We start from the raw sequence: 6,227 nt of genomic DNA on the forward strand, positions 1-6,227 counted from the left end.
CTGATACCCCCAAGGTTGGAGGAAATGAAGGATCAGGTATTGTAACCAAGCGATGTAGTGATAATTTAATGCAGGCGATCGCCCGAATTAACCGCGTTTATTTTGAAAAGCAAGGCGGCTTAATCGTCGATTATCTCGGCGTCGCCAGCGAACTCAAAAAAGCATTATCCTTTTATTCCCAAAGCGGCGGCAAAGGTCAACTCACCCTCGACCAAGACGTCGCCCTAGGCTTATTTTTAACCAAACTGGAAATCGTCGAGCAAATTCTCGCCGATTACAACTACCTGTCTTATTTCAGCGCTCAAACTGGAGAAAAGCTAAATAGTCTCAAAGGAACGACCAATTATGGGGTCTTCCGGACTTAGTGTGCTAAATTATCAGTTTTAATGAGTCAGAAGGTTTTCCACACAAGGGCTGTAGCTTTTGATCGCCTCAAAATAAATTGAAATTCGGGTAAAAACGATTAAAGCTATTGCTGTCCAATACTTGGGCAAATCTAACTAACAATTTAGCACACTAACTACGGAAGACCCTAAAGTGGACAGTAGCTCTTAGCCCGGAGTTTGAACTCCGGGCGGATGTCGGGGCTTACTGACAAAAATGCAAGTTTGAGATACAACGATTTACAATTGCTGTTCCAACTGTAACTCACATTGTTGAAAAACATAATTCACGGCAGCAAATAACCGCTCCAAGTCCTGAATTGTATAAAACCGCTTATTTTGGGTAAAGTTATCCGCTATCAGTTGACCAAACTGCCATATCGCCCCATTGGAAACAACACCAAATATCCTTTGTCCTGGATCATTGTTAATTTTCTGCACCGCCACCATTTCTGCCAAACATTGCCCCCATCCTTCAGTAAAGTCACTCTCTTTCTTTGCCTCAACGACTACAAAATAGGGCTTATCAAACACCACTGTCCCCAAGGGAGAGCGCTTCGCCACGATATAATCAGGAGTTCCCGATAAATTTTCATCGTAGGTCAAGGCTTGGTGACTCCAGAGCAAGAAATTGCGGCGATAAGCTTTCCAAACTTCTTTTAATATGGGATAAATAATCGTCTCACAAATTGCCCTGTCTGAATTGTCAAACACTCCCTCATTTAAAATTAACTCTAATTCATTCCGAAAACTATCACTCACGTCAAATTCAATCTCGGTAATGAAATTGTCTCGAATATATTTGATTTGAAAGGCTTTAGCGACTACGCCAATACTTTTATAACTGCTAAATGACATGGTTGACCTCTTTATCGTGTCGTGAGTGGGCGCAAGCCTTGCGCCCCTACAATGTTCTTGTAGTTCTAGGTTGGGTAAAGCGCTCGCTCTACCCAACCATTTATCCGATCGCGTTGGGTTTCCTTGGATTTTCCTAACCTACTCCTGAGAATTTGTTTAGTTGAGAGTTTGTACATCAGGATAATTCAGAATTTTGGTGTCAGCCGTTAGTAACGGGCATCCATAGATTCTTGCTGTAGCAACAATTATCTGGTCAGATGGATCGCGATGAAATCCTATCAGTTTAGTTGACTCAACTACTATGGGAATTGTCAGATTGAGTAGTTGCACTCCTGGATAAGTTAAAGCGCCTGCTAACCACTCCTCAACTGAAATTGACAGAGTAAGTTTGCCAACCTCAACCAATTTAGCAACTTCCCAACAAGAAATTATGCTAATTCCTAAGCCTTGTTCCTGGTAGTTTTTTATCCACTTTCGATGTTGCTGAGTTAATCGCTGATTGTCGTCAACCCACCAAATCCAGATATGGGTATCCAGTATTATCATTGCAGAACTTCCCAATCTTCAACAGATATAGCTGAATCAAATGGATCATCATAGCGAATAACTTTACCGCGTAGAGAAGCAGGATTTGAATTTAGAGATGTAAGATGACGTTCTAGAATAATGATTTCAACGGCGTCTCCAGCTTGAAAGGGTAAATTATTGAGCGTCAATGTTCCAGTTTTAGTTAATTTGGCTTCTATCCGATGTGCTTTCATGTTTGTTTGTCTCTTCCTGAATGTTGCTTATCTTGATTTGTGGAAAACGTAGCTTATTCGCTAGAGTCGTTGGGTTTACTAACGTTTTCCCAACCTATTTTAATAATCGACGGAAACCCACGCTACATCAAGGTTTCAGCGATTGTACCCATGTAGAGCGGCTAAAAAATCGCCGAAAGCCGCACGGTGAGGCAGTTTTGATTTTTTGGCTGGGGGAACTTCAGGTTAAGGTGCGTTACGCTACGCTAACGCACCCTACGCGCTGGGTTCTCTAACCTTTCGTGAAAGGTTCTATTTGTCTTAATCCCTCTTCCCGCCAATCATCCCCCGTTTCCCCCTCTTCCAAACTAAACAAACGTTCGCGACAAAGAATTTGCAGCAGTAGGGGTAAACATTGACTTTTCTCCAAAATCCAGGTTACATCCTCAACCGGAAACGGAATCGGTGAACTGTCAATCAATTCCCGCGCCTCCACCTCTGTCAATGCGCCCAGATAGGCGGTATAGCCAAAGATATTGAAAAAGGGAGAACTATGTCCGGTATGAGACGCCAAATCTAGGGGAGATTCCGGTGTGGCTAAGACAAAAGCCAGATTTCCCCCCGTCTGATTTGTGGCTAAAGACCGCAAACTTTCCCAAAACCCATCATCTAACTGAGGAATTTTTTCACCGTGGATAACGATGGGGTAACGTGTTCAGCAAACTTCTTTTGGCTGGGGTAGCCATTGCGCCGAAGTGCTGATTTGACGTGGTTTCTGTAGTCTGGGGCAACTTTAAGCGATCGCGCCATTATTCATAATCAGCGACAAGTGGATTCAGGTCAACTCAAAGTTAGCCATAAGTCAGCCATCCAAGCCAAATTTCTCAACCCGGTACTCACCTAGCCTTCTCCTTGAATGGGATTATGAGTTCAATCTGATTCAATGAAACGATTTGAAGACCTAAAAACTATCCTGGAGATTATTGTAATCTTAGCGGCGCTGGCTGAATACCCCCTGCTGCTGGTGACGGCGGTTGTCGTTGTCTGGATGTATGTGCTAATCAACGATAAGGATATTGAAGGGTAGAATTTCTATAGCCGTTGGTTTGACATAAGGGGAATTATCCTGATTGGGAAGTCTCTCAATTGTAAACAATTAACATTTAACTCCATCAGGTGCGAGACAATCTCAAATTCTCCTTTTAAAATCGAGAAAGCCACTTTTACTCTTATTCAAAACAATAAGTGGGTGGACACAATTAAAGTTAACGGTGGATAGTGTCATTCGTCATTCATTTATGTAAGGGAACTTTAACGGTGAAACTGCACTGGCTACTTCCCAGTTTTCTCGGCTTTTTTTTGCTCTCCTTTCCAGCGCAAGCGGCGAGATTACTCTCCTGGCGCTTTGATGTGAATCAAAATCAACTCGTCTTTACCACTGATGAAGGCGTACAACCTACTGGGCAATTTCTTACCAATCCCAACCGCCTGGTAATTGATTTACCCGGTATCCCCCTGGAGAATGCCAAATTAGAACAATTAGTCGGTGGTGCAGTGCGGGTGGTGCGTGTCAGTCAATTGAATCCCCAAACCACGCGCTTGGTGATTGAGTTTAATCCGGGTTATACGATTAATCCCCAACAAGTTCTATTGAAGGGATTCTCCCCTCGGATGTGGACAGTGCAGTTACCGCCAGCGCAACAAGTTGTCCAATTAACCACACCAACCCCCCTACCGTCGCAAAATTCTGTTATACCTCCAACAACCAGCAATCCTCCCTTTTATAATTCCCAAGTTCCCAACCGCCGTATTGTGGTTATGGTTGATCCCGGACATGGGGGAAAAGATCCCGGTGCGGTTGGGTTAAATGGATTGCGGGAAAAGGATGTAATTTTGCCCATCTCTCAACAAGTTGCCACCATTTTACAGCAACAAGGAATTCAAGTAATTCTCACCCGAACCAGTGATTATTTTGTAGACTTAGCACCCCGCGTGGAGATGGCAAAACAAGCCCAAGCCGATTTATTTGTGAGTATCCATGCAAATGCTGTTGGTCGTCGTCCTGATGTGAATGGATTAGAAACCTATTATTACTCGAATGGTCAGGGTCTGGCTCAAACCATACATAACAGTATTTTACAGGCAATTCCAATTCGCGATCGCGGCGTGAAACAAGCCCGATTTTACGTTCTGCGTAATAACCCCATACCCGCCGTTCTCGTGGAAGTTGGATTTGTTACCGGACGAGACGATAACCCACGCCTAGCAACACCCGAATACCAGAGCCAAATGGCAGGCGCGATCGCACAAGGTATCTTACAATATATTCGGCAGAATCCAACGAATAAATTGTAGGGGCGGGTTTAGCCGCTAAACCAGTGCTATTGACCGATAACCTTTCAACAAAACCCGCCCTCCCTAACCTCGTGCCATCTACCATCCGCCTTTCTTCTAAGGCAACCAAAAATCGGGTAATACTGTTTTCCCCCAATCCCGCACCGTTTTATTAATTATCCGCCCCAGTTGAATATGAGGTTCATCCGGTTCAACCGGAATAATCGTTGCCTTATTTCCATATCCAAAACGGTCAATTACTAAATTTGCCGCCTCTAAACCCGTTATGTATGCCTTCTCCTGTGACCAAGAACCGTGATTCGTAACAATCCAATCCCCACTCATAAACACATTATCAATCGGAGTGGTCGCTGGCAGCAAATACTGATAACTTCCCGGTGCAAAATGCGTTACACCTTGCGGTACACGAATCACACTGCTATCAATAACCTTGGCATCCCGAAACTCTGGCACACAAGTGGCTAAATCTCGATGAACCTTTGCCACAATTTGCTCATCACTCATTGGCAATAACTGATTCGCATGATAAAAATCCGCTTCAATGACACTTCCCGGTTCATACGCATATTCATCATGCAACGCATTCAAATCAAAAAATGTCCACCCCGTCGTCGGATCAAAGCCAAAACAAGCATTAGACGGATTCCGCAGAATAACTTTTCGGTCAAACCATAACCGGGTTGCCAGAACATCAATTGCGCCTAAGTTTCTCAAATTCCGGAATTCCGAATAGGGTTGCAAACTACTACTCGCACTGACAATTTTTTTCATGCCATTGACACTAACGGCAAAAATAACCGCATCGGCTTCAAAGATATCCTCACCACAGACAACCGCTTTAGCCTTACCCCTATCGTCCAAGAGAATATCATTCACCCGCTTATTCGTCAGCACTCGTCCCCCGGCTTTCTCAATCCGCTCCACCCAGGGTTTAAAAATCATCTCTGCCACCGTTCCCCGACACCAGACAACATCAAAATTAGGTTGGTGAGCCAAAATGAAGTAATAGAGCATTCCCAGGGCGGCGGCGGCTGAACATTGCTCACCGGGGGCAAATAACCCCACCAACAGCATCGGTTCAAAGGAATCCCGATATAATCGGGCAGAGACACCAAACTGTTTAAAGAGTTCGCGGGCGGTTACCTGATCATAACGTCGCCATGCTTGATCAGAATTATCAAAATCAATCAGAGCATACAACAGAGGTAAAGCCGAAAGCCTGTCAATCAGAGGTAAGCGTCTAAAGTTGGGATAGAGAAACGTTCCCAATGGGGTAGGAAGCGGGAACTCATTCTGAAACAGAGGCGATTCGACTTCTAACCCAGCAGGAGAATATTGGGAGGAATGGGTAAAAGGTGTGAAGGGTTGAAGTCCCAATTCGTTAACCAGGCGAAAGATATTGCGATAGGGATACCAGAACCCATGAATACCCCCCTCGACTGAACGTCCGCCAGAGGTTTTCCATCCAGCCACCAATCCACCAGGATAGGGGGTGGCTTCTAGAAGAGTAACATCGTAGCCTTGTTGGGCAAGATGATGAGTCGCACCTAAACCTGCCCATCCTGCACCAACGACGACTATCCGCTTTTGTGCTGACGCTTCTGACATCCTTGATCTCATAACTCTCTCTTTATTTAGGATGCCATGATTAGTGGGGCTTGCGTCAGCCCAACTCTGCCCAAATAATGAAGCAGGCAAGATGCCCACTCTCATTCAGGTTGGAAAAAGCTGGTTGAAGCTTTCTCACTTCCCACCTAAATCGCGAGGAGCTACGGCTTCAACCGGAACGAAGTGGAGGTAAGCCGTAGGGGGAGAGCGGGAAATACTTCGGCTAAACGCCCGAAGTATTTCCAGTTATTTCCCGCTAGTTGGTATAATGTTAGCCATGAAA

6 protein-coding genes and 2 pseudogenes are annotated in these 6,227 nt (G+C 44.8%); 3 read left to right on the forward strand and 5 right to left on the reverse strand.

Annotation, left to right across the window (positions count from 1 at the left end; translation table 11 throughout):
• Window positions 1-62: 62 nt before the first annotated feature.
• Window positions 63-347: pseudogene (locus RIG66_RS01595) on the forward strand (type I restriction enzyme endonuclease domain-containing protein); the annotation flags it as partial.
• A 276-nt stretch (window positions 348-623) separates the two neighbouring features.
• Here the strand turns inward: RIG66_RS01595 and RIG66_RS01600 are convergent.
• The 4 genes and pseudogenes from RIG66_RS01600 to RIG66_RS01615 all read right to left on the reverse strand — a co-directional run.
• Window positions 624-1,241: a hypothetical protein gene (locus RIG66_RS01600; RefSeq protein ID WP_446374566.1), complete on the reverse strand. Its 618-nt coding sequence runs from the start codon at window positions 1,239-1,241 to the stop codon at window positions 624-626.
• Between the two features lie 156 nt (window positions 1,242-1,397).
• The gene (locus RIG66_RS01605; protein WP_446374568.1) at window positions 1,398-1,787 is read right to left on the reverse strand and encodes a type II toxin-antitoxin system VapC family toxin; all 390 of its coding nucleotides are present in this window, start codon (window positions 1,785-1,787) and stop codon (window positions 1,398-1,400) included.
• Window positions 1,784-2,002: a hypothetical protein gene (locus RIG66_RS01610; protein ID WP_446374569.1), complete on the reverse strand. Its 219-nt coding sequence runs from the start codon at window positions 2,000-2,002 to the stop codon at window positions 1,784-1,786. The genes RIG66_RS01605 and RIG66_RS01610 overlap by 4 nt, the downstream gene beginning before the upstream one ends.
• Window positions 2,003-2,273: 271 nt before the next feature.
• A pseudogene (locus RIG66_RS01615) lies at window positions 2,274-2,669 on the reverse strand (ATP-binding protein); the annotation flags it as partial.
• 255 nt (window positions 2,670-2,924) lie between these two features.
• On the opposite strand from RIG66_RS01615, the gene RIG66_RS01620 reads away from it, so the two are divergent.
• Together RIG66_RS01620 and RIG66_RS01625 are read left to right on the forward strand one after the other, a co-directional pair.
• Window positions 2,925-3,068, forward strand: a complete 144-nt coding sequence (locus tag RIG66_RS01620; RefSeq protein WP_446347227.1) for a hypothetical protein — start codon at window positions 2,925-2,927, stop codon at window positions 3,066-3,068.
• A gap of 230 nt (window positions 3,069-3,298) precedes the next feature.
• Window positions 3,299-4,336 carry an N-acetylmuramoyl-L-alanine amidase gene (locus tag RIG66_RS01625; protein ID WP_446374572.1) on the forward strand — a complete coding sequence of 346 codons (1,038 nt, stop codon included), beginning with the start codon at window positions 3,299-3,301 and terminating at the stop codon, window positions 4,334-4,336.
• A 96-nt stretch (window positions 4,337-4,432) separates the two neighbouring features.
• Here the strand turns inward: RIG66_RS01625 and RIG66_RS01630 are convergent, their stop codons facing one another.
• The gene (locus RIG66_RS01630; RefSeq protein WP_446374574.1) at window positions 4,433-5,944 is read right to left on the reverse strand and encodes a hydroxysqualene dehydroxylase; all 1,512 of its coding nucleotides are present in this window, start codon (window positions 5,942-5,944) and stop codon (window positions 4,433-4,435) included.
• Between the last annotated feature and the right edge of the window lie 283 nt (window positions 5,945-6,227).

The organism is Coleofasciculus sp. E2-BRE-01 (assembly GCF_040221695.1).
Lineage (GTDB): Bacteria > Cyanobacteriota > Cyanobacteriia > Cyanobacteriales > Coleofasciculaceae > Coleofasciculus.

Excerpts from the sequence above, each read along its gene's own strand:
- RIG66_RS01600 (WP_446374566.1), bottom strand. The coding sequence starts at position 1,241 with ATGTCATTTAGCAGTTATAAAAGTATTGGCGTAGTCGCTAAAGCCTTT.
- RIG66_RS01605 (WP_446374568.1), bottom strand. The coding sequence starts at position 1,787 with ATGATAATACTGGATACCCATATCTGGATTTGGTGGGTTGACGACAAT.
- RIG66_RS01610 (WP_446374569.1), bottom strand. The coding sequence starts at position 2,002 with ATGAAAGCACATCGGATAGAAGCCAAATTAACTAAAACTGGAACATTG.
- RIG66_RS01620 (WP_446347227.1), top strand. The coding sequence starts at position 2,925 with ATGAAACGATTTGAAGACCTAAAAACTATCCTGGAGATTATTGTAATC.
- RIG66_RS01630 (WP_446374574.1), bottom strand. The coding sequence starts at position 5,944 with ATGTCAGAAGCGTCAGCACAAAAGCGGATAGTCGTCGTTGGTGCAGGA.